Source organism: Helicobacter canis (assembly GCF_008693005.1).
GTDB lineage: Bacteria > Campylobacterota > Campylobacteria > Campylobacterales > Helicobacteraceae > Helicobacter_B > Helicobacter_B canis.
Genome location: NZ_VXKE01000019.1, coordinates 141,232 through 164,351, shown reverse-complemented (window position 1 = coordinate 164,351; position 23,120 = coordinate 141,232). Strand labels below are relative to the sequence as shown.

At 45.6% G+C, this 23,120-nt stretch carries 24 protein-coding genes and 1 pseudogene; 12 read left to right on the top strand and 13 right to left on the bottom strand.

Translation table 11 applies throughout. The features are described 5' to 3' along the window. Positions 1-413 precede the first annotated feature (413 nt). From F4V45_RS06840 to F4V45_RS06830, 3 genes are read left to right on the top strand one after another with little or no spacing between them, the layout of a single operon-like run. Complete coding sequence (locus tag F4V45_RS06840; protein WP_210670600.1) at positions 414-1,295, top strand: DUF5718 family protein; 882 nt, start codon at positions 414-416, stop codon at positions 1,293-1,295. Continuing rightward, positions 1,288-1,983 carry an amino acid ABC transporter permease gene (locus tag F4V45_RS06835; protein WP_150337630.1) on the top strand — a complete coding sequence of 232 codons (696 nt, stop codon included), beginning with the start codon at positions 1,288-1,290 and terminating at the stop codon, positions 1,981-1,983. Before F4V45_RS06840 ends, F4V45_RS06835 begins: the two co-directional genes overlap by 8 nt. A 33-nt stretch (positions 1,984-2,016) precedes the next feature. Further along, entirely contained in the window at positions 2,017-2,673 is a 657-nt protein-coding gene (locus F4V45_RS06830) for an amino acid ABC transporter permease (protein WP_150337620.1), read from the top strand. A 41-nt stretch (positions 2,674-2,714) separates the two neighbouring features. Here the strand turns inward: F4V45_RS06830 and F4V45_RS06825 are convergent, their stop codons facing one another. Beyond that, positions 2,715-2,879 (bottom strand): transcriptional regulator, encoded by a 165-nt coding sequence (locus F4V45_RS06825; RefSeq protein ID WP_084330996.1) that lies wholly within the window; start codon positions 2,877-2,879, stop codon positions 2,715-2,717. Between the two features lie 269 nt (positions 2,880-3,148). Between F4V45_RS06825 and rfbF the strand changes: the two genes are divergently transcribed. Genes rfbF through F4V45_RS06810 form a run of 3 tightly spaced genes read left to right on the top strand, consistent with a single transcriptional unit; the run spans position 3,149 to position 6,276 of the window. Beyond that, positions 3,149-3,973: a glucose-1-phosphate cytidylyltransferase gene (rfbF, locus tag F4V45_RS06820; protein WP_150337619.1), complete on the top strand. Its 825-nt coding sequence runs from the start codon at positions 3,149-3,151 to the stop codon at positions 3,971-3,973. 1 nt (position 3,974) lies between these two features. Beyond that, positions 3,975-4,991 carry a radical SAM/SPASM domain-containing protein gene (locus tag F4V45_RS06815; RefSeq protein WP_150337618.1) on the top strand — a complete coding sequence of 339 codons (1,017 nt, stop codon included), beginning with the start codon at positions 3,975-3,977 and terminating at the stop codon, positions 4,989-4,991. Then, positions 4,984-6,276 carry a glycosyltransferase family 8 protein gene (locus tag F4V45_RS06810; RefSeq protein ID WP_210670599.1) on the top strand — a complete coding sequence of 431 codons (1,293 nt, stop codon included), beginning with the start codon at positions 4,984-4,986 and terminating at the stop codon, positions 6,274-6,276. The genes F4V45_RS06815 and F4V45_RS06810 overlap by 8 nt, the downstream gene beginning before the upstream one ends. Before the next feature lie 25 nt (positions 6,277-6,301). Here F4V45_RS06810 and F4V45_RS10010 read toward each other — a convergent pair whose 3' ends face one another. After that, positions 6,302-6,772, bottom strand: coding sequence for a hypothetical protein (locus F4V45_RS10010; protein ID WP_342779762.1), 471 nt, complete (start codon positions 6,770-6,772; stop codon positions 6,302-6,304). A gap of 225 nt (positions 6,773-6,997) precedes the next feature. Next, positions 6,998-7,996 (bottom strand): annotated as a pseudogene (gene lysA, locus F4V45_RS06805) (diaminopimelate decarboxylase); the annotation flags it as partial. Positions 7,997-8,133: 137 nt separating this feature from the next. Here lysA and F4V45_RS06800 point away from each other — a divergent pair. Genes F4V45_RS06800 through F4V45_RS06775 form a run of 6 tightly spaced genes read left to right on the top strand, consistent with a single transcriptional unit; the run spans position 8,134 to position 12,842 of the window. Beyond that, entirely contained in the window at positions 8,134-8,541 is a 408-nt protein-coding gene (locus F4V45_RS06800) for a hypothetical protein (RefSeq protein WP_150337617.1), read from the top strand. A 13-nt stretch (positions 8,542-8,554) separates the two neighbouring features. Further along, a complete protein-coding gene (locus F4V45_RS06795; protein WP_150337616.1) occupies positions 8,555-9,238 on the top strand; it encodes a sulfite exporter TauE/SafE family protein in 684 nt (227 codons plus the stop codon). A gap of 9 nt (positions 9,239-9,247) precedes the next feature. Next, positions 9,248-9,787: a D-glycero-alpha-D-manno-heptose-1,7-bisphosphate 7-phosphatase gene (locus F4V45_RS06790; protein ID WP_150337615.1), complete on the top strand. Its 540-nt coding sequence runs from the start codon at positions 9,248-9,250 to the stop codon at positions 9,785-9,787. A 9-nt stretch (positions 9,788-9,796) separates the two neighbouring features. Beyond that, positions 9,797-10,855, top strand: coding sequence for an ADP-glyceromanno-heptose 6-epimerase (rfaD, locus tag F4V45_RS06785; RefSeq protein ID WP_150337614.1), 1,059 nt, complete (start codon positions 9,797-9,799; stop codon positions 10,853-10,855). Further along, entirely contained in the window at positions 10,852-12,282 is a 1,431-nt protein-coding gene (gene rfaE1, locus F4V45_RS06780; RefSeq protein ID WP_150337613.1) for a D-glycero-beta-D-manno-heptose-7-phosphate kinase, read from the top strand. Before rfaD ends, rfaE1 begins: the two co-directional genes overlap by 4 nt. A gap of 2 nt (positions 12,283-12,284) precedes the next feature. Then, a complete protein-coding gene (locus F4V45_RS06775; RefSeq protein ID WP_150337612.1) occupies positions 12,285-12,842 on the top strand; it encodes a D-sedoheptulose 7-phosphate isomerase in 558 nt (185 codons plus the stop codon). Positions 12,843-12,859: 17 nt separating this feature from the next. On the opposite strand, the gene F4V45_RS06770 is transcribed toward F4V45_RS06775, so the two are convergent. The 10 genes from F4V45_RS06770 to F4V45_RS06725 form a co-directional block, all read right to left on the bottom strand. After that, positions 12,860-13,858: an asparaginase gene (locus tag F4V45_RS06770; RefSeq protein WP_150337611.1), complete on the bottom strand. Its 999-nt coding sequence runs from the start codon at positions 13,856-13,858 to the stop codon at positions 12,860-12,862. Next, positions 13,858-14,823, bottom strand: a complete 966-nt coding sequence (locus F4V45_RS06765; RefSeq protein WP_150337610.1) for a tRNA modification radical SAM protein MnmL/YtqA — start codon at positions 14,821-14,823, stop codon at positions 13,858-13,860. The genes F4V45_RS06770 and F4V45_RS06765 overlap by 1 nt, the downstream gene beginning before the upstream one ends. Next, positions 14,823-16,310: an amidophosphoribosyltransferase gene (gene purF, locus F4V45_RS06760; protein ID WP_150337609.1), complete on the bottom strand. Its 1,488-nt coding sequence runs from the start codon at positions 16,308-16,310 to the stop codon at positions 14,823-14,825. The genes F4V45_RS06765 and purF overlap by 1 nt, the downstream gene beginning before the upstream one ends. A gap of 136 nt (positions 16,311-16,446) precedes the next feature. Then, positions 16,447-17,712 carry an ArsS family sensor histidine kinase gene (locus F4V45_RS06755; protein ID WP_034577794.1) on the bottom strand — a complete coding sequence of 422 codons (1,266 nt, stop codon included), beginning with the start codon at positions 17,710-17,712 and terminating at the stop codon, positions 16,447-16,449. A gap of 27 nt (positions 17,713-17,739) precedes the next feature. Beyond that, positions 17,740-18,417 (bottom strand): acid response regulator transcription factor ArsR, encoded by a 678-nt coding sequence (gene arsR / locus F4V45_RS06750; protein ID WP_150337608.1) that lies wholly within the window; start codon positions 18,415-18,417, stop codon positions 17,740-17,742. Between the two features lie 210 nt (positions 18,418-18,627). After that, positions 18,628-19,377 carry an amino acid ABC transporter ATP-binding protein gene (locus tag F4V45_RS06745; RefSeq protein WP_210670598.1) on the bottom strand — a complete coding sequence of 250 codons (750 nt, stop codon included), beginning with the start codon at positions 19,375-19,377 and terminating at the stop codon, positions 18,628-18,630. A 24-nt stretch (positions 19,378-19,401) separates the two neighbouring features. Next, the gene (locus F4V45_RS06740) at positions 19,402-20,100 is read right to left on the bottom strand and encodes a pirin family protein (protein WP_150337607.1); all 699 of its coding nucleotides are present in this window, start codon (positions 20,098-20,100) and stop codon (positions 19,402-19,404) included. Between the two features lie 30 nt (positions 20,101-20,130). Further along, positions 20,131-21,810 carry an ABC transporter ATP-binding protein gene (locus F4V45_RS06735; RefSeq protein WP_150337606.1) on the bottom strand — a complete coding sequence of 560 codons (1,680 nt, stop codon included), beginning with the start codon at positions 21,808-21,810 and terminating at the stop codon, positions 20,131-20,133. Next, positions 21,807-22,739, bottom strand: a complete 933-nt coding sequence (locus F4V45_RS06730; protein WP_150337605.1) for a pyrroline-5-carboxylate reductase — start codon at positions 22,737-22,739, stop codon at positions 21,807-21,809. Before F4V45_RS06730 ends, F4V45_RS06735 begins: the two co-directional genes overlap by 4 nt. Continuing rightward, the gene (locus F4V45_RS06725; RefSeq protein WP_150337604.1) at positions 22,739-23,092 is read right to left on the bottom strand and encodes a rhodanese-like domain-containing protein; all 354 of its coding nucleotides are present in this window, start codon (positions 23,090-23,092) and stop codon (positions 22,739-22,741) included. Before F4V45_RS06725 ends, F4V45_RS06730 begins: the two co-directional genes overlap by 1 nt. Positions 23,093-23,120: the final 28 nt, after the last annotated feature.

Here is a 23,120-nt window from a genome sequence, read left to right as displayed (position 1 = left end):
GGGAGTTGGGGATTACGCATAATGCTTCTGTAAGGTGGCATTACTTTTTCTAGCCTAGGGCGATTCAGCTTTGCGCGATAAAGCAGGGAGTTTGTGGCTCACTGCGTCAATAGACCTCTAGTCTTATTTCCTTGTGAGCCTTGAAAAACGCCGTTTTTAGCTCAAAAATCCTACCGCCCGCGACTTTCTTAGTTTTTCAACACAGCCCCACCGCAAATCTTAGAATCGTGTTGAAGCAAAACGAGCTTTTATACTAGAATCCACTTTTACACTATGCTTACACACCCTCTCACCAAAAGCACAACACCATAAATGCGTAGATTTGGACATTTGTGCGAGAAATTTTGTAAAACTTAGTAGCGTTTTGTGTAAAGTTGGCTAGAATCGCGTTTATTTTATCCGCAAGGACATTTATGCAAGCAGACAAACAAGCGATAATTGGCTTTGGACTCGCAGGGAATTTCGCCAACCACCTAGAGCAAGCAGGAGAGGCAAAGGACTTTGCCAACATTGTATGTGATGATGTCAATGCGCCTAAGGGGATTTTTCCATTTTATGTGCCTAGCTCCGCTACGCTAGGGCGCGACTGCTTTAATGATAGAGCCATAATCTTGCCGCAAGATTCTGCTATGTGCATACAAGCAGAGCCAGAAGTCGCCTTGGAGTGTGAGATCATCTATGAAGATTCTAGCGCGCAAAGGCTGGTCAAAGCCGTTGTGCCCAAATTTTTTATGGCGTGCAATGATACTTCTGTGCGCAACGACTGCAATGCCAAAAAGCTCTCGCAAAAGAAAAACTTCTCCCTTGGCTCCAAAGGACTTGGCACAAAAATCCCTATCGATACTTTCATAGAATCTGGCATTTGCCACCGCTACTCAATCGCCTCTTTTATCTCGCATAAAGGCGCAGAGTTTATGCCTTATGGCGAGTGTAGCCCCCTTAGCTCTTATAGCTACTTTTATGGCAAGCTTACTGAGTGGATCGCCTGTAAATTTAACACGCAAAAGGACTTTGGTGTCCTAGAAGATCTCGCCCAGATTCTAGCGCAAGCAAACTACCCACGCCAAGCACTTATCTCTATCGGTGCTACTCGCTATATGCCACGCTATGAGCAGTATTTCTTACAAGCAGGCGATGAGCTTGGCATTGTCGTGTTTGACCACACACGCTTTAGTGCCACGCAAGTAAAGGATCTTGTAGAATCTATCGCCAAAGCACGCAGAGACTGCACGCCACAAAGCTGCATAGATGGAGTCTCTGCACTTTATCAGGTCGTGCAAGCACACAATGCTTGATTTTGCATTTATTTGGCAGCATATTGGGCTGTTTAAAAGCGGGCTGCTTCTTACAATCACTATCTCACTTTGTGGCATTGCGCTGGCTATTGTCATAGGGCTTTTGTGTGCGTGCGTGCTTATAGAGTGCGAGCGTGAGCTAGCTAATAGCGGCAAGCTTAAGCGCGCACTTTTGCAAGCCACGCGCTTTGCTATCACAAGCTATGTCGAAGTAGCACGCAATACACCCTTACTTATCCAGCTCTTTTTTCTCTACTTTGCTTTGCCAAAGGTAGGTATCACGCTCTCTGCCTTTACTTGCGCGAGCACTGCGCTGGCATTTCTTGGCGGGGGGTATATGTGCGAGAGCTTCCGTGCCGGGCTTGGGAGCATTAGCAAGACACAGGTAGAATCTGCACTTAGCATAGGGCTTTCCCGCCTAAATATACTACGCTTTGTCGTGCTACCCCAAGGGCTTGGAGTCGCCCTACCCGGGATCACAGCAAATGTGATCTTTCTCATCAAGGAAACTTCTGTTGTGGGGATTTTGGCATTGGGAGATATTTTATACATTAGTAAGGATATTATTGATTTGTATGGGAAAACTTATGAGGCTCTCGCTATGCTGCTTTTAATGTATGTCGTGCTGCTTTTGCCTATTTCTTTAGCAGCAAGCGCGCTAGAATCCCACCTAAACAAGCGACTATAAGCCCGATAAATAAGAAAGTGTAAAGGAAGTGTGATGGAAGTGCTCTATAATATCCACAATCTTACCAGACTCCTACAAGGCATTGGCGTTAGCTTCTCTATCGCACTTGCTTCAATTGCTTGCTCCATTGTCATTGGCACGATTGTGGGGCTTATGATGGTATCTAGCTCTAGGATTTTGCGCATAGCCTGCAAGCTCTACCTAGAATCTGTGCGGCTGATCCCTATCCTAGCTTTGCTCTATGTGTGCTACTTTGGCTTGCCCCAGCTCTTGCATATAAGTCTATCAAATATCGCAGTGGCGGTGCTAGTCTTTAGCTTCTGGGGAGGTGCTGAGATGGCAGATCTGGTGCGGGGGGCACTGCAAAGTGTCGATAAACACCAAAAAGAAGCTGCCCTATCCCTTGGGCTCTCCCCCCTTAGTGTGCAGCTCTTTGTCATCTTGCCCATTGCGAGTAAGCGGCTTTTGCCCGGGCTTATCAATCTTTTTACAAGGCTGATTAAGACCACTTCACTGCTGCTTTTCATCGGTATTGCCGATATGCTGCAAGTAGGGCGCCAGATCATAGAAGCAAATCGCTCTATCCCCACAGCGGCATTTGCCATATATGGCGCGTTGCTTGTGGGGTATTTTGCGATGTGCTTCCCGCTAAGTCGGCTTGCCAAATCCCTAGAAGCGCGCGCGAAGTAGATTCTAGCTAGAATCTAGCAGAATCTACCAGCCTTATGCCGCTAAGTAAGATGCGCTTCTATCTCCAAAAGCTCTGCATAATTTCTCTTGCTACACTCTAGCAGCTCGTCAAATTTAAAGCCTAGCATAACAATGCGGTAAAGATTTGGCTTATGCTTTTTCCAATTATAGAGCGTTTTAGTATCAATGCCCAAAATCCCAGCCATATCGCGCTGGAAGAGCTGCTTGCCGCTTTTTTGCTTGGGGGCTTTGGGGGCTTGGCTAGATTCTAGCTTAGGTGTGGAGCTTGACATAAGCGACCTTGCATTGGTGTTTCTGCAAGCATATAAACTCTTAGCATAAAAATAAACAAAGTAATATTTACTATATATTCTAGTTTTATAAGTAATAATTCCCTAATTATTAAGTATGGTTAAAACTTTTTACCCCTATAATCTCGCCAAAGTTTTACCAAAGTGCAAGAGAAAGGTGCAGCGTGAAAGTGCTAATTTTAGCCGGTGGGCTTGGGACAAGGCTTGCTGAAGAGACAAGCTTCAAGCCAAAACCTATGGTAGAAATCGGCGGCTATCCCATTTTGTGGCATATTATGAAACTCTATGGATTCTATGGGTTTAATGACTTTGTCATCTTAACAGGCTACAAATCCCACATTATTAAAGAATACTTCACAAGCTACACTATGCGATATAGCAATGTAACCATCGATCTCTCTACAAACTCCCTGCAAATCCATAGCAGCAAGGTCGAGCCTTGGACAATCACCATACTCTACACCGGACAGGAGAATATGACAGGCTCTAGAATCTACCAAGCAAGAGACTATATAGGGGGTGAGCGATTCGCCCTAACTTATGGTGATGGGCTAGGCGATATTGACCTGCACGCACTGCTAGATTTCCACAAGAAGCACAAAGGCGCAGTAACGATGACTTCTGTGCTGCCTGAAGGGCGATTTGGCGCGCTACACTTTGATGAGAGCGGAGAGAGAGTTAGCTCATTTTATGAAAAGCCCAAAGGCGATCTAGCGCAGCTAGATTCTAGTGCGCAAGGCGGGTGGATCAATGCTGGGTTTTTCATCTGTGAGCCTAGTGTGTTTGAGTATCTCTCAAGCGATAAGGCTTGTGTCTTTGAGCAAGAGCCCTTGCGCAATCTATGCGCTTCTAACAATCTCTATGCCTATAAGCATTATGGATTCTGGCAGTGTATGGACACCCTGCGCGATAGAAATAAGCTCATAGAGCTATGGAGCAGCGGCAGCGCACCTTGGGCACTATGGCAATCACAAACCACAAAGGACTAGTATGGAACTACAGCGTAACGCAAGCGAGCTTACAGGGATTCTAGGGGCGGAGAAAATAGAGCTGCTGCAAGCCATCAATGACCCTATCCTTTGGCGCAGCTACCGAGACACTTACGCCAAAGCACAAAAGCTAGAGATAATCACCCCCTACCCCATACAAATCGACTTTGAGCTAAATGCTACTTGCAATCTCGCCTGCCCTATGTGCCCACTATCAATGGAGAGCAATGCAGAAAAATCACATCTAAACTTCCCCTATGAGCTCTTTTGCAAAATCATCGATGATGGCGTGCCAAAGGGCTTAAAGGCGATCAAGCTAAACTACCTAAACGAGCCGCTTTTGCGCAAGGATTTAGAACGCTTTATCACCTATGCCAAAAAGGCTGGGGTGCTTGATGTGTATTTCTCTAGCAATGGGCTTTTGCTGAATGAAAACCGCATACGCTCTTTGGTAGAATCTGGGCTAGATCGCTTGCAAATCTCCATTGATGCGATCTCTAAAGAAGTCTATGACATTATCCGCCCCGGCGGAGACTATAAGCGCGTGGTAGAAAATGTCCTAGCTCTTCTAGCCTACAAAAAGCAAGCAAACTCCCTAACACCGCTTGTGCGGGTGAATTTTGTCCGCACACAAAGGAATGAATTTGAGCTGCAAGATTTCCTAGCATTTTGGCAGAATAAGGCAGATATGATTGGCGTGCAAGAGATGGTGCTACCTACCAAAAAGAAAGAGTCCATACTCTCCAAAACCACGACAAAAAAGCATAATTTCTCCTGCTCTTTTCCCTACAAGCAGCTTGTCATCACTGCTGAGGGCAATGTGCTTCCTTGCTGCACATTTTGGGGGGAGAAGCTAGCTTTAGGCAATATCCTAGAATCTTATAAGCAAAGTGGGCGAGTAGATATAGAGGGCTTCTGGGGGAAGATGCAAGAGCTACGGGAATTGCATAAAAGAGGGGAGTTTGCAAGCAATGAGATTTGTAAAAAATGTGTGCTAGGAGCGGTTGAGAATGCCTAGCCTAGAATCTACTTTTGAAAACGCCAAAAATTTAAACAAGTCGCAGGCGGCAGGATTTTGCGATGATTTTCTAAAGAAACTTCGTTTTGTGGGTTGTCAAGCTGGAGGTGAAGGGAGTTACCTAAGCGGTAATGACCAAGACTCCAGCGCAGACTCCCGCAAAAGCGCGCAAAAGCCAACGCCCAAACCAAGCAAAGCCGAATCCTCCCAAGAAGCCCACCATATCTTTTTCAACTCTTCCACCCCCTACCTCAAATATTTATCCGTGCTTCTACACAGCATCATAGCCCACGCCAATGCCACTAATAGCGCGCCCTTTGCTTTCCATATCCTGCTAGATTCTAGGGGCTTTGATGAAGATAGCCCCCAAGAGCTAGCCAAACTACCTGCCCTAGAATCCTTGCTAAATAGCACACATCCTTGCACAATCAGCACGCACGATTGCGCCACGCTTTTAGATACGATCAACGCCCCAAAAAACCAAACTCGCGTGATTTACAGCCGACTATTTCTCGCCCGTTTTGTGCCAGAGAGTGTGCAAAAAGCCCTATATTTAGATGTAGATATGCTAGCTTTAAGTGATGTGAGAGAGATATTTGCAAATCATATGCAAGACTCCATTATAGCGGTGGTAAGAGATGTGGTCTCCAAGCAGTCCCCTTTAAGCGCGCGCGATGCCACAGGCGCACCCTATCACTTTAGCCCAAAGCATATCTACTTTAATTCTGGAATGATGCTCATAAATCTCCCCAAGTGGAGAGAGAAGCGAATCGAGCAGCGATGTGTAGAGTTTCTTAACACCTACTGCGCGCTATACTTTGACCAAGATGCGCTTAATGCCGTGGTAGGAGAGAATGCCCACTACCTTGATATAAGCTGGAATCTCCAAACGCAGTTTTATAATCAATATCGATTCTATGAATACCGCATAGCAAACGCACTCTCCTACAAAAACCCACTAGCACAAAGCTTTGCTGCAAGAAAGATTATCCACTATGTGTGTGAGCCAAAGCCCTGGGACTCCCCCTATCTCGCGCTAGATTCTACACATTTGCCAATGTTTGGCTATGAGCGCGCGATCTGGTGGGATCTAGCGCGGAAAACAACGCCCTTTGCCAAGCAGCTTATAGAGCTAGAATCTAGCTTTGCAAGCCTAGAAGACTATGCCCACGCACTAAGCAAGGATCTGCAAGCAATGCAGCTGCGAGTTGATAAAATCATAGCCCTACTCAAAAACCCTTTAGGCTTTGCCTACCGCGCTTGCAAAGCAAGATTCACAAAATAATGTCTTGCAAAAAATACCTTCAGGGCTATTTACTAGAATCTAGCAAAGCTAGCTCATCAGCCACACTTGCTTCAAAGCTCTCTCTAGGCTTAATCAATCTCGCCCCATCTGCATAAATCCCCACTTCTGCTGGGCGCATTCTGGCATTATAAGTGCTAGCCATAGAGTATCCATACGCCCCGGCGTTTTCAAAGCCTAGCAGCGTGCCATTATGCAAAGGAGGCAGAGCGATATTTTTGCAAAAGGTATCGCTGCTCTCGCACACAGGTCCCACAATGTCAGCTTTTGGCATTGGCTGCTCGCTGGAGGATTCGGCTTTGCGCGATAAATCGGCGATTCTGCGCGATTGTCGCAGGTCTCCACTAAGGTAACTCCCTTGCCAATCGCTTGAAAGCCCCGATTTACTAAAGAAACTGCGGCTGCGCCTTGTTTTCTCATCGCAAATCCTAGAATCCTTTGTTGGCTCGTTTAGAGTTGTTGTGGTGCTAGAATCCACTTGCGCGCTAGATTCTAGTGTGGATTGCTTCGCGGATACCGCTCGCAATGACAAAGAAGCCTGATTTTCTTCTAGGATTCTAGGATTTGCGGTGGGGCTTTCGTGGTTTTTTAGGGATTTGGGGGCAGAGCTAGACTTGAGGTCTGCGGTTGTCTCCAAATCCCTAAAATCTGCGGAATGACTACCCAAAGCCGAATCCCTACCATAGCCTAGCACAATAGGCTGATGAAACGCACCATACAACGCCGGTCTCATCAAATCATTCATACCCGCATCAACAATAACAAACCGCTTAGATTCTGTGTGCTTTTGGCTAATCACGCGCGTAAGCAGTAGCCCACTATCGCCCACAATCCTTCTGCCCGGCTCGCATATAATCGTCCAATCACAGCCACTAAGCGTGCTTAGAATCCCCTGCGCATAGGCATATAAATCGATGGGCTTTTCATCTTCATAGCATATTCCAAGCCCCCCACCGATGTCAAAAAAGCGCAGATTGATCCCAAGGGCGACAAGTGAGCGTGCGAGATCAGCGATTTTACGCGAGGCTTCTATGAGTGGCTCTAGCTCTGTGAGCTGGCTACCTATGTGGAAGTGGATTCCAATAGGCTCTAAAAATGCGGATTTATGCGCATAGAGATACATTTGTTTCGCACTATCCATATCCACGCCAAATTTATTTTCGTGCAAGCCTGTGGAGATATAGGGGTGGGTTTTGGCATCGATATTGGGATTGACACGGATAGAAATGCGCGCCTTTTGCAATGAATCTTTGCTAGATTCTAGCTTTTGCTCTTTAGATTCTAGCTCCTGTGCTAGCTCTTTAGCGATAGCTTCTACACGCTTTAGCTCTTCAAAGGACTCCACATTGATAAACAAAATCCCAAGCTCTAATGCCTGCTTGATCTCATCATCTCTTTTCCCCACGCCAGAGAAGATGATTTTATACGCTGGGATTCCAGCTAAAAGTGCGCGCCTAACTTCGCCGATAGAGACGCAGTCCGCCCCGCTACCAAGCTCAGCCAAAAGGCGCAAAACGCTAAGGTTGGAGTTTGCCTTCAAGGCGTAGCATATAAGCGATTTGCGACCACTAAAGGCTTGCTTAAATGCTGTGAAATTACGCGCAATTTGGGGCATATCATAGACATAAAGCGGCGTGCCATAAGTGTGTGCTAGCTCTTGTAAAAGCTGGATTCTAGCTGGTGGGAGATGATGTGCTGTCATTTGCTATCCTAGTGTAAATCTCGCGTGAAGCCCAAGTTAAAGCCCCCCAATAAGCCCCAATGTTTGCGAGCAAAATGATAAAAAATAAGCTAAAATTCTACCAAAATTATGAAAAATTGGGTGTTTAAGGTATAGCAATGGAAGAGCTGCTCTTTTATCTAAGTTTGTTTATCTTTGTGATTTTAGCCTGTGTGATTGTGGTAGCGCGTTTTAGTAAGCCAGCTCCTGTAAAAGACTCTAGCGATGAGTATGAGATCATCAACTTTGAGACAATGCTCCTACCGCTTGAGTTTTCCTCCAGCTCTAATGAGCAGCTAGCCCAAGCTGTCGCTAAGCTTTTTGCACACTACGATGAGCTTGAGATGACCACGACACAAAAGAGATTTTTTCTCTACTGCCTTAGCAAGCACCCAAATGTCCAAGCTGACCTAGTGCTACAAGCCCTTGATGATATGAGTGAAAAAAACCCAGCCATAGCCAAAGAGCTTGAAGCAAGCGTGAAAAAGGGACTTGATAGGCGCGATCTAATCAAGAGAATGGTCTAGCTAGATTCTAGCGATGGAGCTAGTAGAATCCACTCTAATCCCCTTAAGCTTGGTATTTATAAGCGCATTTACGCTCTCTCTTGGACATTGCGCGGGAATGTGCGGGGGGATTGTGCTAGCCTATACGCAGATCAAAAGCCCTAGCTGGGCGGGGCATTTGGCATATAGCCTAGGGCGATGGTGTAGCTATGTGTGCATTGGCGTAGTATTTGCCCTACTTGGCAAGGCATTTGCGCTGCATCATTTGTGGCGCGAGTTTGCAAGCTTATTTGTAGGGGTGCTGCTAATTGTGTATGCGATATGCTATGGCTTTTTTCCAAAAGTTTTGCGCGCTCTAGAGCCAAGGATACAGGATTCTAGGTGGCTTAGCAGGAGCTTTGGCGCGCTGCTTCAATCACGCTCTTTATGGAGCTTTTTTGGCATTGGCGTGCTCAATGGACTCCTGCCTTGTGGGCTGGTGTATTTTTTCGCGCTTTATACGCTTAATGAGCAAATCCTAGGACTTAGTGGTGTGCTTGGAGCTGTATGTGTGATGAGCGTATTCTGGCTAGGGAGCTTGCCTAGTATGCTAGGACTAGGTATGCTAGGCAGTGCGCTTAGCGCGTATAAAAAGCAGGCATTTTGGGTAAGCTTTATAGCTATGGTGCTACTTGGTTTATGGAATATTTATGCAGGCATTACTACAATGTGGCATTAAAGGAGTGTGATGAAAAAGGCGGTGTTTTTTGATAGAGATGGCGTGATCAATAAAGACTTAGGCTATGTATATAAGCAAGAGGACTTTATCTTTAGCGAGGGGATTTTTGATGCGCTGCGCTTTTGCAAGGAGCAGGGATTCTTGCTCTTTGTCGTTACTAATCAAAGTGGCATAGGCAGGGGGTATTACACACTAGAAGACTTCCGCACTATCACTGCCTATATGCAAAAAGAGCTAAAAACTAGGCTAGGCTTTGGCTTTGATAGTATTTATTTCTGTCCGCATACAGAAGGGGAGGATTGCGTGTGCCGCAAGCCAAAGGCTGGTATGATTGAGCAGGCGAAAAAGGATTATGATATAAAGCTTACTGACTGCTTTATTATCGGTGATAAAATTACTGATATGCAAGCAGGGCAAGCAGGCGGGATCCGCCATAAACTCCTTGTAGGCAAACTCCCCAAAGAACGCTTCGCCCCCATTGACAATCTCCACATACTCCCAAACACCAAGGCGATTTGTGAGAGTATGCAAACTATCCTTTCTGTATAGGAGTGTAAAATGCTAGATTCTATCCCTAATCCAAAAATCCCAGAGCACCTGCTCCCAAATCTCTCTGGCAAGAGTATTCTAATCACCGGTGGGGCAGGATTTATCGGCAGTGCGCTTGCCGCCTACTTCCAAGCCCACCATAAAGATACGCACGTCATTGTGCTAGATAAATTCCGCGATGGAGAGTGCTTCCCAAGTGGGAATCCCACTTCACTAGGACATTTTAAAAATCTCTTAGGCTTTCAAGGCGATGTGCTAGCCCTTGATATTACCAAAAGCTTAGAGATTTTGCGTGAGCTGCATTTTGACTATGTATTCCACCAAGCTGCCATAAGCGATACCACCGCGAGCAATCAAAAGCTAATGATCGAGACCAATCACCACGCATTTTTAGAGCTTTTGCATATCGCGCTGCAAAAGGGTGCGAAGATGATTTATGCAAGCTCGGCAGGCACTTATGGCAACACCCCTGCTCCAAACACCATAGGCTCTGGCGAGATCCCAGAAAATATCTATGGCTACTCAAAGCTGCTTATGGATCATAGTGTGCGCAAGATTCTAGCAGACTCGCCCAATGCGCCAATCATAGGACTACGCTACTTTAATGTCTATGGCAGGAGAGAATTTTACAAAGGCAAGACTGCTTCGATGATTTTGCAGCTTGGCTTGCAAGCACTAGAATCTAAGTGTGTGAAGCTCTTTGAGTTTGGCGAGCAAATGAGAGATTTTGTCTATATCGATGATGTGGTAGCGGCAAATGTGCTAGCGATGAGTGCGCAAAAAGGCGGGGTCTATAATGTGGGCTTTGGAGTTAGCCGCAGCTTTAATGACATTATTGCCATTTTGCGCAAGGAGCTAAATGCTTTAAGTGCGCGCGAGAATCTAGCACCCTTAGGAGATTTCACGCTAGAATATATCAAAAACCCTTACACATTTTTCCAAACACACACCCAAGCAGACATTACTCTAAGCACGCAAGATCTAGGCTATATCCCAGCTTATAGCTTAGAAGATGGCATAGCTGACTATATTGAAGGCATTTACAAGCTACATAAGGATAAGCAATGATACGACTGCACAACAAAACACCTAGAATCCTTGTCGTAGGGGACATAATGGTAGATCACTATATCTGGGGATCGTGCAATAGAATCTCCCCAGAAGCCCCTGTGCAAGTGGTCAATGTCAAAAGTGAAAACAATCGCCTAGGCGGCGCGTGCAATGTAGGCGCGAATCTTAGCGCGCTTGGAGCGAAAGTAAGCTTGTGCGGGATTGTCGGCGAAGATAATTTAGGCAAGTGGCTTATTGGCGAGCTAGATCGACTAGATATTGATGTCTCCTATATTATCCCCACCCCTCGCCCCACCACGCAAAAAAGCAGAATCCTAATCTCCCACCAGCAAGTTTTGCGCGTAGATAGAGAAGACTCTGCCCCTATCACAACGCAGCTAGAAGATGAGCTCTTTGAGCTGTTTTGCCACAAACTGCATAATTTTGATGCAATTATTTTGAGCGATTATGCTAAGGGCTTGCTAACCACAAATCTCACCCAACGCATCATCACTCTTGCTAGAAGCTTACATAAGCCTGTGCTTGTTGATCCAAAGGGAAGCGATTATACAAAATACAAAAACGCCACCCTGCTAACGCCCAATAAGCTTGAAGCAAGCATTGCCACGCAGACGCAGATACAAGATGATGAGAGCTTAAAAGTAGCGATGAAGAAGCTCCAAGCTATGTGTAATCTCAAAATCTGTCTTGTTACACTAAGTGAAGATGGGATTGCGATTTTATGCGATGATAGCTTAGTGAAGTCCCCCACCATTGCCAAAGAAGTCTATGATGTAACAGGCGCAGGAGACACAGTCATAGCAGCCCTAGCCTTTGGGCTTAGCAGTGGGCTTGATATTTATCAAGCAAGTGATTTTGCTAATGCCGCTGCGGCGGTGGTGATAGGCAAAATCGGCAGTGCTACTGCAAGCCTAAGTGAGATTATTAGCTTCTTGCATAATGGTGCATATACAGACTCTAAGATCATCACACAAAGTGATGTGCAAGCCTTGCTACAAAGCCTACGAGAGAAAAAAATCATTTTCACCAATGGCTGCTTTGATATTCTGCACGCAGGGCATATCTCCTACTTGCAAAAGGCAAGAGAGCTTGGGGATTTGCTCATTGTAGGGCTTAACAGCGATAGCTCGGTAAAAAGGCTAAAAGGCGAGAGCCGCCCCATAATCCCCCAAGAAGATCGCGCTGCCGTGCTAGCTGCGCTAGAGTGCGTGGATTTTGTCATAATCTTTGAAGAAGACACGCCTTTAGAGCTTATTAAGCTCATTAAGCCTGCTGTGCTTGTAAAGGGCGCGGATTATGCAGGCAAGGAAGTAGTAGGCAGTGCGTTTGCTAAAGAAGTCAAGCTCATAGAATTTGTGCAGGGCAGATCTAGCACAAGCATTATTGACAAAATCCGCTCACACACACCATCACACAAGGAGTAACAATGCAAAGCTTTATCCATAACGAAATAAGTGAGAGTATCGCTACACTACAAGCCACGCTAACGCTCAAAGCCCACATTGAGCAAGTCGCCAAAAAGCTTAAGGCTGTGCTAGATTCTGGCGGGAAGATCATCGCCTTTGGCAATGGTGGCAGCGCAGCAGATGCCCAGCATTTTGCCGCGGAGCTTAGTGGGCGATATAAAAAGGAGCGCAAAGCCCTAGCAGGGATTTCTATCACCACAGATACTTCCGCACTCACTGCCATTGGCAATGACTATGGGTTTGAGTTTGTGTTTTCTCGCCAAGTAGAAGCACTTGCGCACAAAGGGGATGCGCTCTTTGGCATTAGCACAAGTGGGAATTCTGCTAATGTGCTTAGAGCCTTTGAAGTAGGGCAAAAGCTTGGCTGCTACTGCGTGGGGCTAAGTGGCAAAGGTGGGGGCAAGATGAATGAGCTAAGCCAGAATCTAGTAATCCCAAGTGATAACACACCTAGAATCCAAGAAGCGCATATTCTTGTGATCCACATTATTTGCGGGCTGCTTGAAGCAGAGTATTAAACCTGCCTTAAGCGCACTTATATTTGCCTAAAGATTTGCGCAATTTCTTTGTGAGTAAAGCTATGTGCTAGGGCTAGCTGAAGTAAGATTCTAGCCTTTGGCGCACTTATATTACCAGCAGTGATAAACCTCCTAGCCACAGCCCCAGATACTGCGCCTTGCTGGATTCTACTACTTATGACAACAGGGATTTTTTCGCTAAGATCGCTTAAAGCCTGCAAAGCTCTAGCACTGCAATTCCCAGCTCCAAGCCCCGCATACACCACGCCTTTATACTCTCCCTTAAGCACTTGAGCAAAATCGCCCACGCAATCGCCCTGATACCCATAAAGTATGGCGACTTTAGGCAGTGGAGCACAAAGCTGCTCTAAAGAAAATGGTGTCTTATAAGTGTGGATTTGCCTAAGCTTATAGAGAAACTGCGGCGTATGCTCTAGCATATAGCCTATGTAGCCGCATTCAAAGGCATTGACTGCTAGAGTGTGGGACTTTATCACATCGCGCGCGCTTAAGATTAGGTCATTTAGCGCAATAAGCACGCCATTTTTCGCTGATTTTGGGCAAGCGGCAAGTATGAGTGCGTGGTAGAAATTGCGCACTCCATCACTGCCTAGCGCGCTATTTGGGCGCATAGCCGCGCTAAAAATAATGGGCTTTTTGCTAGTGCTTAGCAGGTGGAGAAAAAAGCTGCTTTCTTCTAAAGTATCTGTGCCTTGTAGCACGACTACCCCACATACACGCTTGTTTTGCAGAGCCTTTTGCACTGCTCTTGCAAGCTCTAGTAAAATCCTAGAATCTATCTCCGCGCTATCAATGCTCGCTAGGCTTAATAGCGTGATTTTCGCGCCAAGCCTTTGCTCTAGCTCGGCACGCTTGAGCCCTAGCGTTACACACAGCTCCTTAGTCAAGCTCTCCACGCCCATTGCCCCACTCACATAGCCTTCACAACCCCTTTTGCCCCTGCCCAAAATCGTCCCACCAAGTGCGATAACCACTATCTCCTGCCCAGCACGCATCAATACACCACCCCAATTTCTAGCAATCTCTCGCGCAAAAGTCGCATTTGGATATTTTTGTCAAAGCACCATTTGGGTGCTAGCAAGCTCTCCTCGTGCGCACTAGCACTAATGCGGTGGATCACCACTTCAGGCGGGAGCATTTGGATAGATTTGATGATTAAATCAGCATAAGATTCTAAGTCGATTGGAACATAGGTGCGCGCGTGATACATACGCGCTAGCGGTGTGCCTGCGATGACATAGAGCGGGTGGATTTTAATGCCATCAATCCCCCACTCAAGCACCTTTTGCAAAGAGTGCAGCATCATCTCGCTATCTTCGCCCGGTAGCCCATAGATGAGATGCGCACACACCTTAACCCCACTTGCTCTTGTTGCAGCAAAAAGCTCTTTAATCCCTTGAGTTGTGTGGGCGCGGTTGATTCTTTTTAGCGTCTCATCAAAGACTGATTGCACCCCATACTCCAGCCAGATCTCCGCGCCACTTTTGACAAACTCCCCTAGCATTGCAAGCACCCTAGAATCCACACAATCCACACGCGTGCCGATACTTAGCCCCACGACATTAGCAAAGCTCAAAGCCTTGCTAAAAAGCGTGCGCAGTGTCTCTAAAGGCGCGTAAGTGTTGGTGTAGGACTGGAAATACACCATATATTTTTGCACACCAAATTTGCGCTTGTGGAATTCTGTATGCCAGAGAAACTGCTCTTCTAGCTGGCTTAGCTGCTTAGGAAGCAAGGGGTTTGTAGAGAGATTTGGGCGCATAGTGGGGCTAGAATCCACTTTTGGCACCTTTATGGCACTTGGCGAGAAGCTCTCATTGCAGCAGTAAATGCAGCCACCTTTAGCCAGCGTGCCATCGATATTAGGGCAGGTGAAGCCTTGTAAGGTTATGGGGATTTTACGCACGCGCTGCCCAAAGCGCGCTTGGAAGTATCGCCCAAGTGTTAGCAGCTCTCTCATCACTTATGGATAGAATCCACATAACAGCCATCAAAGCACGCTTGGCAGTAGGAGAGCTTCTCTTGCGCTTGGGTGATTGGCGCGCTAGATTCTATGCTCTTTCTTAAGCCCTCTAGTGATAAAAACCCTAGATAATCCGCGCCTATGAAGCTCTGCACTTCTTTTAAACTATGGCTTGCGCAAATTAGCTGCTCCTTCTCTGGCGTATCCACACCATAGTAGCAAGGAGCGATCGTAGGCGGAGCAGAGACTAGCAAGTAGATTTTACGAGCACCTGCTTGGCGCAGGATTTTAATAATCTGCTTACTTGTAGTCCCTCTCACCACAGAGTCATCGATGACAATAATATCTTTGTCTTTAATAAGCCCTGCTATGGGATTAAGCTTAAGCTTGACTTTTAGCTCTCTTGCTTGCTGCGTTGGCTCGATAAATGTCCGCCCGACATAGTGATTGCGGATAATGCCTAGCTCAAAGTCTATGCCACTCTCTTTCGCATAGCCTAGAGCTGCCGCCACACCAGAGTCTGGCACAGGGATCACCATATCAGCCTTTAGTGTATGCTCTCTTGCTAGCTGCTTGCCTAGATTTTTACGCACTTCATAGACATTGCGCGAGAATACCACGCTATCAGGGCGCGAGAAATACACATACTCAAACACGCAAGGAAAGGGCGTGGGAGCTTTGTAGCGGTAGGATTTGTAGGTGGGATTTGTGGCTTGCTTGTCAAAGACTAGCATTTCTCCGGGCTCCACATCGCGCACAAACCGCGCCCCCACTAGATCAAAAGCACTTGTCTCGCTTGCCACAATGTAGCCCTGCGTGCCATCGTCATTTTCGATTATGCCTAGGCTTAAAGGGCGCAAGCCATAAGGATCGCGTATGGCAAACATCTTGGTGCGAGAGAGAATCACTAGGGCAAATGCGCCATCGATTTGACAGATGGATTCTATAATGCGCTCACTTAGCGTGGATTTTTGGGATTTGGCGATTAGGTGGATTAGCACTTCTGTATCAAGGTAGCTTTGGAAGATTGAGCCTTCTTTGGTGAGTGATTCTCGTATGGTGTTGGCGTTGGTGAGATTGCCATTGTGGGCGATAGCGATTTCGCCAAGGGAATAGCGCGCAAAAATAGGCTGACACTCATTGATACTCTCTTCGCCTGCGGTGGAGTAGCGATTATGCCCGATAGCGGAGAATCCCACGAGATTTGCCAAAATCTCTGGCTCAAAGACTTGGGTTACAAGCCCATTTTTCTTATAGATTGCGATTTTTTGGGTGTTGCTAGTGGCGATGCCACTGGCTTCTTGCCCTCTGTGCTGCATAGCAAAGAGTCCATAGTAGGCTAGGACATTGGCATTTGGCGCGTTATACACGCCCACGACCGCGCATTTCTCACGCCAAAGAGACTGCGCTTGGCTGGATTCTAGGGCTTTTGGCTTGGTGCTGCAAGTGGAGGATTCTATGGGGGTATATGTGGAGCTAGGCATAGTATGTATCCTTAGATTCTATAATATGGCAATGATTTGCTTGCGGAATTATAAGGGAAATTATCCAAGTGTGGCTTAAAGTATGGGACTCTAGGAATCTGCTAGCTAGATTCTAGCTTTAAAGTGGCTTATGTGGCTAGGCTGTTATATCTGGGATAGGCAGTGGGCAGGAGCTCTCAATAATGCAGCCTTCAATAGTAAAGCTATTGACCCCATCGCTATGTGTGTAAGTGATATTGAAATTTTGCGCATCAAGGGTGTTTTTGATGATATACATTCCAAGTCCAAAGCCCTGCGAGCTAGGCTTGGTAGAGTCCTTAAAGTAGGGTTTGCAATAATCTTCAAAGGGCATTGTAAGCGGCGCGCCATAATTAGAAATGATAAGATTGCGCCCATCAGATTCTAGGGAAACTCTACCATCTGTGCTGTATTTAATGGCATTATCAATTAAGTTTTTCACCGACATTGCAAAGAGCTCAAAATCTGCCTTTATCAAATCATTGGGGCAGTGGTTAGCAATGGGGCTAGATTCTAGCTTATCAATTAGGAGCATTTTCTCTATGTGAGCGATAAGCTCTTGCACGATAAATTCACTTTTTTGTAGGTTGTAGTTATGTGAGGAGAGCTGCTCGATTTTGGCAAACTCATCAATTAAGAAATTAAGCCGATCAAATGCCGAGATTAGCCGCTGCTTATGCGTGGGGTTCTCAACCATTTCTGCTGTGATTCTGCCCTTGGTGATGGGGGTTTTTAACTCGTGCATAATAGAGCGCAAAAAGAGTGTGCGCGAGTTATTAAGCGCATTGATACGATTGATCGCCTTATGAAACTCACTTGCAAGCTCACCTATCTCATCTTTTTGTGGGATTCTACAATCTACCCGCACATCGCCCTTGGCAAATTTCCTAATCTGCCTGCGTAGATAAATCATCGGCAGGAGCGAGCGTATCACTAGCGCGAAAAGTAGGATCAAAATCACCGAGCCTATTAAAAGGATAAGGTAGTAATTGACATAAAGACCTCTCATAGAGTCCTTATACAAATACACTTCTCCATCGCTTACCACAAGGATAAACAAGTCATCTTGCACTTCCACAGAGCGCAAAAATATCCCCGGAGTATCGTAGGGAATGGGGATTGACTGGATAATGGCTTGACGCAAGCGATTATCGTTGATTTGTATGAAGCCCACTTCTTTAAGATAGTTTTGTATGGTCTCAAGGTTGTTTTCTTGGGAAATTATGCGGTTGAATACAATGCTGATTTTCTCGTATTTTTCCTTTTCATTTGTATTGTCATATCGCTCAACTTGAAATTTTAAGAAGTAGAAAGAAAAGGCAAAAAAGCTCCCCATAGCAAACAAAAACAACATAGAAATTTTGAAAAATATGGAATGCTTCATTATTGTTAGAGAGAGTGGTTTAGGAGATTAGAACTCAAGCTTATAGCCCACGCCCCGCACAGAGATGATATGCTTTGGCTTTTTGGGGTCATCTTCAATTTTCGCGCGCAATCGCCCAATGATCACATCAATGCTTTTATTAGAGCTCTCTGGGTTGATGGATTCAGATTCTATGGCGATTGCTTCTCGTGTGAAAACATTACCCTTCTTGCTAATAAGTAGTGTCAAAATCTCGTATTCCGCGCGAGTAAGGCTAAGCTTTTTATCGTGGAAGTAGATTTCTCGGCTATTTTTATCAATACGGAAAGTCGGGCTTGCTTCTGCATCATCTTTTGGGGTTTGGCTTTTGTAGCGGCGCAGAAGCGACTGGATTCTAGCGAGAAGCTCCTTGGGGTCATAGGGCTTTGGCAGATAGTCATCAGCACCACTCTCAAGTGCGCGCACTTTATCATCGACATCGCTGCGAGCTGAAGAGATGATTATGGGGATATTTTTTTGCTTGGCTACGCGCTTGCACACTTCAAGTCCATCAAGATTAGGCAAAGTCAAATCAAGCAAAAGCAAGTCAAAATGCTTAGCATTGATCGCACTCATACCCGTATATGGCTCATCATAGCTTGTTACATTGATATCGTGCTTGGAGAGATATTCGCTCAAAATTTCTGCAAGCTCTACATCATCTTCTATCATTAAGATTTCTAGCATAGTGTTCCTTTGGATAGCTCTTGCGGTATCCTAGCAAAAATAGTTTAAATAATGGATTAAAGGATAAGGAGTAGAAAGGCTACTGCTGGAGGGGGTGCAGTAGCCTAAGTAGTGTAGCTTTGGAGGGGATAAGCTACACTACTGCCATAAAGGCAAAGCGGATTCTAGCGAAATTTGGTAAATATTACTAGAGCCCTGTAAGTGTCGCCACTAGTGCGACTTGCGCTTAAAGTCAAAAGTATGGAGAAACTTGCGTGCGCGCTCGGTAGCAGGATTGGTAAAAAACTCGCTCGGCGTGCTTTCTTGCACAATTTTACCAGAATCCAAAAACACAATCCTATCGCTCACAGCCTTTGCAAAGCCCATTTCGTGGGTTACAATCATCATCGTCATACCAGAATCTGCAAGCTCTAAAATCACATCAAGCACCTCTCTTACCATTTCTGGATCAAGCGAGGCGGTTACTTCATCAAAGAGCATAAGCTTTGGATTCATACAAAGAGCGCGCACGATTGCCACGCGCTGCTTCTGCCCTCCACTTAGGGCTTTGGGGTAGGCTTTTGATTTAGATTCTAGCCCTACACGCTTTAGCAGGCTATGAGCTTGCTCTAGCACTTCATCTCGTGCGCGTTTTTGGACTTTTAGCGGTCCTAGCATAATGTTTTCCTCCACATTTAAATGCGGGAATAGCTCGTAGTTTTGAAACACCATACCAATGTCTTGGCGCACCTTTGTAAAATCTGTGTGCTTGGTATTGATCTGCTTAGATTCTAGGTAGATCTCACCTTTTTGCGTAGATTCTAGCCCGTTAATGCAGCGCAAAAGAGTGGATTTGCCACAGCCACTAGGTCCTAGAAGTGTCAGCACCGACCCCTTGTGCAGCTCTAGGCTAATATCATCTAGCACAAGATGATCGCCATAAAACTTATGCAAATGTGAGATTGTAAGCATTGCAGACATCACGCCCCTTTATACGCCATACGCCTAAGGCAAATCAAAAATCAGCACTTCATTGCTAGAATCTAAGCCTTTAAGATTGAAGCTAGATTCAGCACAGCACATCACGCCATCGCTTGTTTCTATGACAAAGGGCTTAGTTTGGCTAGATTCTATCTCTAGTTTGCCACGCACCACTTGGATATATGCCTTGCGACCACTTTCAAAGCTAAAAGTCTCATTTGTAATATCCCTATACAGCCACAAACGCATATCTTGATACACTTTGAGTGAATCTTGCTGCGCGTTTGGGGAGAGAATAAGTGTTTTACCCTTGTTTATGTCAAATGCCTTTTGCTCATATCGTGGGGTAATGCCTAGCTCATTTGGCATAATCCAAATTTGATAAAAATGCAATGGCTCACTCAAAAGATTAAACTCCGAATGTGTAATGCCACTGCCCGCACTCATTATTTGAAACTCTCCACTTGGCACTCGCTCTTCATTGCCCATACTATCTTTATGCGCGATGCTCCCACTTAGCACATAAGTTAAGATCTCCATATCCTTATGCGAGTGCGTCCCAAAGCCTTGGCTTGGCTCTACTCTGTCCTCATTGATGACGCGCAACGCGCTAAAACCCATAAACCTTTCATCATAATACCCTGCAAACGAAAAGCTATGATAGGTATCAAGCCAGCCGTGATTAAAATGCCCCCGCTCATTTGCTTTGCGTAGTGTTAGCATACTCTCTCCTTTGTGGTTATTTTATGCACTCTAGGATCTCTTTAGCTCTATTTTGCGCTCGCAATGCTCAATGGTATTAAGCCTGTGAGCGATGACTAGCAGAGTCTTATCCTGCGCTACGCCATAAATCTCTTCCATAATTCTAGCTTCTGTTTTGGAGTCTAGCGCACTTGTCGCTTCATCTAGGACTAAGATTTCTGGGTCATCATAAATCGCGCGCGCAATGCCTATGCGCTGCTTCTGCCCCCCACTTAGCAAAATCCCACCCTCGCCCACGCGCGTATCAATGCCATCGTGCTCACATAAAAAGTCATAAATATTTGCTTTTTTGCACGCTTGAATCACTCTGCGCTCATCAAGCTCGCTACCAAAGGCTACATTCTCCGCGACACTTCCGTCAAAGAGATAAATTGTCTGTGGGATATAGCCTATTTTCTTGCGCCAGCTGCGGAGATTGTGGTTATCGATTTTTACTCCATCGATTAGAATCTCGCCCTTTTGGGGCTTATAGATACCAATAATCAAATCCACCAAAGTGCTTTTGCCCGCGCCACTCTCCCCACAAAATGCTACCTTTTCTCCCTTGTTGATTATGAGATTAAAGTCTTTAATAATGGGCTTATTAGGCTGGTAGCCAAACTCAATACCGCGCAGCTCAATACTCCTTGCAAAATGACAAGGTGCATTATCTTCATAGTCTGTATGATAGAGCAAATCCTCATAGACCTGCTGCACAGCTATACCATAAAACCCCATCATATTGTAGTTTTGCAAAATCTTTGTTACCGCAGGTAGAATCCTATATAACGCAAGTGCATACATAGAAATGATCGGCAACACCGCCGCAGCAGAATCATAACGCACTAAAATATACACCACACTAGCAATAAGCACGCTAAATCCTATCGTCTCTAAAATGAGCTTAGGTGTAGGTAGAAGGGTTTGCGCGAGAATCTCTGCACCAATGCGCGTGTGGCTAGCACTCTCAAACTCTTTTTGCACATCTTCTTGATTGCCCTTGAGCTTGATGATCTTAAAATTCCCAAAAGTTTTAGAAATAATCTCGTGGAAGCGCATATCCATAGCGTTGCGTATCGTGCCCATTTTTTTAATCTTGCCGCCGATAAATCGCGTAATAAGCAGCACCTGCACACCTAGAATCACACTTAGCACCAATGTCATCTTCCAGCTAGTTAGCAGCAGTAGCCCATACATCAGCACGATCGTAAAAATCTCAGCAAACATCTGCAGCCAATACTGCACATAAAAAGACGCCTTAAGCGCGGAATCTGTAATAGAGTGGCGAATGGTATCGGTCTTTTTGCGCGTGAAATCAGCATAGTTTAAATCCACTGCCTTGCAAAAGAGCCGATAGGCGAAGAAATGGTATTTGCGGAATGCGAAGCGATTTAGCGCGTAATTATACGCCACGCCATACACAATTCTAAATAGATAGAATGCGATCAAAATCACGCTGAAAAACACCATAAACTGCAGCGATGAGCTACACTCTAAAAGCTCATAAATCTGCTTTGTAATATCTTGAGCGAAGATTAAGTCAGGATTGGAGGCAAAAGTAATATAGGGCATAATAATACTAATGCTAATAGTCTCCATCACGGAGAAAAATATCGTAGCGATAAAAAGACAAAGCAAGATAACTTTATCGCGCCTTGTGAGCATAGCGCGAAGCATAGAGACATAGCTCATTGGGATTCTTTACTTGGGCTATCTAAAGCCACTTGCGCGCTAGCGGCTTTAGAGACACTTGCTTGGCAAGCGCGCATAATCGCGCCACGCACGCCGCTAGATTCTAGCACGGCTAGCCCTTCAATGGTCGTCCCTCCCGGTGTGGTTACCATATCAATAATCTCTTGAGGGGTGCGATTTTCAAGATACATTAGCGAGCCAACGCCTTGGAGAGTCTGTGCCACAAGCTTAAAAGAATCCTCCCTTTTCAGCCCTGCGCGCACCCCAGAATCCACCAACGCTTGGGCGATAAGCGCGAGAAACGCAGGCGAGCTACCGCTTGTAGCGATGCTAGCATCAATGAGCTTCTCATCTTCTACAAACACCACGCTGCCAAAACTCTCGCAAATCTCTTGCGCTTGCTTCATATCGGCATTGACACAAAAAGCCGCAGTCGCACTATCTAGCTGGCTAGCAGCGACATTTGGCATAAGGCGGATATATGCTTGCGCGCTTATGTGGCTTTGTAATGTAGCGACACTCACGCCAGCAAGCACACTATACACAGCTTTAGCCCGTCCAACATAGTGAAAACTACTTAGCCCATAGGGCTTCACACACAAAAACACGATTTTATCTTGGATATCGATAGAGAGAGCGTTACTCTGTGTGGATTCTAGAGTATTATGGCTGCTATCGCACTGACTACTAGAGTTAGATTCTAGTGCGATGGCTGTGGCATTCTTTAGCGCAAACTCATTGATAAGCATTTGGGCTTTTGATACATCTCTGCCACACATCTCTAAGTGGTATTTGCCTATACAGCTCAAACCATAAGTAATAGCCCTTGCCATAGCACCATAGCCCACTATAATAATAGTTTGCATAATGGTATCTTGCGCGGGGGTTACTTGCTGTGCTGGATCTGTAGGCGATTGCATATGTGTCATTACTCTTGCTTATGGTGGTTTTGTAACGCTTGTTTAAGCTCATAAAAACTCTCGTCAAAATAATACACATTCTTTGCGCCCATCTCCACAAGATAAGAGCCATACACAGAGACTGTATAGCCACTATAACAATGAAGTAAGTATGCTGCCTGCGGGTGGGCTAAAATCTCTTGTGATAAGCTAGCAAAGTCTTGCATAGGAAAATTCCTAGCATTGTCTATATGATCTACAGCATAATCGTTAGACTCTCGTATATCAATGATCTGTATATCTGGGGTATTTTCTAACAATGCTATAACATTTGCAGAGCAGACGGGCTCTGCACTACTTGGGTGAATAGGAGAGTAATTCACGCCGCTACCTGTATAGGCACTATGCCAT

Excerpts from the sequence above, each read along its gene's own strand:
- F4V45_RS06840 (WP_210670600.1), top strand. The coding sequence starts at position 414 with ATGCAAGCAGACAAACAAGCGATAATTGGCTTTGGACTCGCAGGGAAT.
- F4V45_RS06835 (WP_150337630.1), top strand. The coding sequence starts at position 1,288 with ATGCTTGATTTTGCATTTATTTGGCAGCATATTGGGCTGTTTAAAAGC.
- F4V45_RS06830 (WP_150337620.1), top strand. The coding sequence starts at position 2,017 with ATGGAAGTGCTCTATAATATCCACAATCTTACCAGACTCCTACAAGGC.
- F4V45_RS06825 (WP_084330996.1), bottom strand. The coding sequence starts at position 2,879 with ATGGCTGGGATTTTGGGCATTGATACTAAAACGCTCTATAATTGGAAA.
- F4V45_RS06815 (WP_150337618.1), top strand. The coding sequence starts at position 3,975 with ATGGAACTACAGCGTAACGCAAGCGAGCTTACAGGGATTCTAGGGGCG.
- F4V45_RS06810 (WP_210670599.1), top strand. The coding sequence starts at position 4,984 with ATGCCTAGCCTAGAATCTACTTTTGAAAACGCCAAAAATTTAAACAAG.
- F4V45_RS06800 (WP_150337617.1), top strand. The coding sequence starts at position 8,134 with ATGGAAGAGCTGCTCTTTTATCTAAGTTTGTTTATCTTTGTGATTTTA.
- F4V45_RS06795 (WP_150337616.1), top strand. The coding sequence starts at position 8,555 with ATGGAGCTAGTAGAATCCACTCTAATCCCCTTAAGCTTGGTATTTATA.
- F4V45_RS06790 (WP_150337615.1), top strand. The coding sequence starts at position 9,248 with ATGAAAAAGGCGGTGTTTTTTGATAGAGATGGCGTGATCAATAAAGAC.
- rfaD (WP_150337614.1), top strand. The coding sequence starts at position 9,797 with ATGCTAGATTCTATCCCTAATCCAAAAATCCCAGAGCACCTGCTCCCA.
- rfaE1 (WP_150337613.1), top strand. The coding sequence starts at position 10,852 with ATGATACGACTGCACAACAAAACACCTAGAATCCTTGTCGTAGGGGAC.
- F4V45_RS06775 (WP_150337612.1), top strand. The coding sequence starts at position 12,285 with ATGCAAAGCTTTATCCATAACGAAATAAGTGAGAGTATCGCTACACTA.
- F4V45_RS06770 (WP_150337611.1), bottom strand. The coding sequence starts at position 13,858 with ATGCGTGCTGGGCAGGAGATAGTGGTTATCGCACTTGGTGGGACGATT.
- F4V45_RS06765 (WP_150337610.1), bottom strand. The coding sequence starts at position 14,823 with ATGAGAGAGCTGCTAACACTTGGGCGATACTTCCAAGCGCGCTTTGGG.
- purF (WP_150337609.1), bottom strand. The coding sequence starts at position 16,310 with ATGCCTAGCTCCACATATACCCCCATAGAATCCTCCACTTGCAGCACC.
- F4V45_RS06755 (WP_034577794.1), bottom strand. The coding sequence starts at position 17,712 with ATGAAGCATTCCATATTTTTCAAAATTTCTATGTTGTTTTTGTTTGCT.
- arsR (WP_150337608.1), bottom strand. The coding sequence starts at position 18,417 with ATGCTAGAAATCTTAATGATAGAAGATGATGTAGAGCTTGCAGAAATT.
- F4V45_RS06745 (WP_210670598.1), bottom strand. The coding sequence starts at position 19,377 with ATGTCTGCAATGCTTACAATCTCACATTTGCATAAGTTTTATGGCGAT.
- F4V45_RS06740 (WP_150337607.1), bottom strand. The coding sequence starts at position 20,100 with ATGCTAACACTACGCAAAGCAAATGAGCGGGGGCATTTTAATCACGGC.
- F4V45_RS06735 (WP_150337606.1), bottom strand. The coding sequence starts at position 21,810 with ATGAGCTATGTCTCTATGCTTCGCGCTATGCTCACAAGGCGCGATAAA.
- F4V45_RS06730 (WP_150337605.1), bottom strand. The coding sequence starts at position 22,739 with ATGACACATATGCAATCGCCTACAGATCCAGCACAGCAAGTAACCCCC.